Below are 2,510 nucleotides of genomic sequence, written 5' to 3'. Positions count from 1 at the left end.
TTCTCAATCCCTGTCGCAAGCCGCCAGCGAGCAAGCGGGCAGCGTCGAGATCACCAGCGCCAGCATCGAGCAAATGGCGGCCAGCATCAACCAGAATGCCGACAACGCCAAAGTCACCGACGGCATGGCCAGCAAAGCGGCCACCGAAGCCAGCCAAGGCGGAGAAGCCGTTAAGCAGACTGTTGACGCCATGCGCGAGATTGCCAAAAAAATCGGCATCATCGATGACATTGCTTATCAGACCAACATGTTGGCACTGAACGCTGCCATCGAAGCCGCCCGCGCCGGCGATCACGGCAAAGGCTTTGCGGTCGTGGCCGCGGAAGTGCGCAAACTAGCCGAGCGCAGCCAAGTGGCGGCGCAGGAAATCGGCGAGTTGGCGGAAAACAGCGTGGAAACAGCCGAAAGCGCCGGCAAACTGTTGGACGAAATTGTGCCCAGTATCGCCAGAACCTCCGACTTGGTGCAGGAGATTGCCGCTGCGTCGCAAGAGCAATCGGCCGGTGTCAGCCAGGTCAACAATGCGATGAACCAGATGAACCAGATTACTCAGCAGAATGCGTCCGCCAGCGAACAACTGGCGGCAACCGCAGAGGAAATGACCGGGCAGGCAGAACAACTGCAAACTTTGATGAGTTTTTTCAAAATTATCTCTTCCGGACACGATGTCAGCAGGTCTGCGGCCCAGGCAGCATCGCGTCGGTCAGAAAGTGTAAAGCCGGCAAGTGCAAAAGCCACAGAGGAGGATGACGCCATTGACTTGGATGCAGCTATCCAAGCACACAGTGAGTGGAAAGTTAAACTGCGGCGCGGTATCAGTCAGCATGAACACATGGATGCCGCGACCATTGGCCGGGACGATTGCTGCAAATTGGGCAAATGGTTGCACGGCGGCGGACACCGGCAATACCGGCATTTGTCGGGCTTTCAGGACTGTCTGAATAGACATGCGCTGTTTCATCGCGAAGCCGGGAAAGTGGCCGAGGTTATTAACAGCGGCCAATATGAAAAAGCGGAGTCCTTACTGGATGCAGGTAGCGCATTTGCGTTGGCCTCCAGCCAAGTTAGTGTTGCAATCGTGACATTAAAAAAACAAGCACATTTATAAAACCGAAGCCATCTCAAGCTGGTTGTTTATGAACTAGAAAGAGCCGGTATTAACTTTTAATCAACTGGCGACTAAAAAGGGAAGTCGGCAGCGTGGCGACGTGAAGTCGGCGCTTTAAAAGGATGATGTACCTACTGAGCGCGTGAGCGAATCAAAATTTTAAATTGCATGAGGGTAAAAAAAATGACAGTCACACAACGTTTGTTGTTATTAATCGGTTCCGCCATATTGGGTTTGGCTGGTTTGGCCGGCTTCAACTATGTGCAGATCGACAAGGTGTATACCGCTACCAATTTTAATACTATCAATACCTTGCCTAGCGTGTTGTTGCTTAACGATATTGTTGGGGAGATATCCGGAGTCCGCGCGCATGTCTGGCAGCATTTGACAGAAACCGACGATACGGCAATGGCCGGCGTCGAGGAGGAAATCGAAAAAAAACGCGCAAATATCGATAAGCTTTTGAGCGATTACGAAAAGCTTTTGGCGGATGATGAGGACAAAAAACTGTTTCAGGAAGACAAAGCCAGCTTGGCGGAATACGACAAATTACGGCTCAAAATTCGTGACTTATCCAGGCAGAATAAAAATGCCGAAGCTCGAGTTTTGATGATGGGCAATCAGGCTGTGGTGGATAAGCTGTTGGATGCGTTTAAAAATCATAGCGACTATAACCAACGTTTGGGCAAGAACGCATCAGCTGAAGCGGTTGCAACTCAGTCCAGTGCCAATACCATTTCGGTCATCATTACCCTGCTAACATTATTGGCTATCGGCACCTTGGGATTTTTCATTGCCCGCAACCTGATGCGCCAACTGGGAGGGGAACCCGATTTTGTAGCGGATTTAGCCTATAAAATTTCGCAAGGGGATTTGACCACCGATATTCAACTCAAAGCCGGCGATAACAGCAGCGTTATGGCAAATATGAAGCAGCTTAGCGATAACATCAAAGTATTGATAACCGAGATGGATAATATGTCCGCCGAACATGAAAAAGGCGACATTGACGTAGTGGTTGATCAACAAAAATTCCACGGCAGTTTCAAAACTGTCGCCAAAGGCGTTAACGATATGGTCAATGGACATATCGCGGTTAAAAAGATGGCCATGAACTGTTTCATGGAATTCGGCAAAGGCAATTTGGATGCCGATGTTGAAAAGTTACCGGGTAAGAAAAAGTTCATCAACGACATAATTGATTTAGTTAGAAACAACATCAGGGCATTGGTTACTGACGCCAACATGCTGTCCACCGCGGCCGTTGAAGGGCGTCTTGCCACCCGCGCCGACGCCAGCAAACACCAAGGCGATTTCCGTAAAATTGTCGAAGGCGTCAACAGCACCCTGGATGCGGTGATCGGACCTTTGAATGTCGCGGCCGAATACGTGGATAACATCT

General features: G+C 50.2%; 2 protein-coding genes. Both read left to right on the top strand.

All coding sequences use genetic code 11. From position 1 onward, the window contains the following. Window positions 1-1,108, top strand: a 1,108-nt coding sequence (locus NP589_RS21375) for a methyl-accepting chemotaxis protein (RefSeq protein ID WP_256608782.1), incomplete at its 5' end; no start/stop codon positions are given. A 183-nt stretch (window positions 1,109-1,291) separates the two neighbouring features. Further along, window positions 1,292-2,510 (top strand): MCP four helix bundle domain-containing protein (locus tag NP589_RS21370; RefSeq protein ID WP_256608781.1); only part of this gene is annotated, 1,219 nt, incomplete at its 3' end.

It is taken from the genome of Methylomonas rosea, from assembly GCF_024505055.1.
GTDB lineage: Bacteria > Pseudomonadota > Gammaproteobacteria > Methylococcales > Methylomonadaceae > Methylomonas > Methylomonas rosea.
Note: the sequence above shows the minus strand (reverse complement) of the source record. Positions and strands in the feature narration are given on the sequence as shown.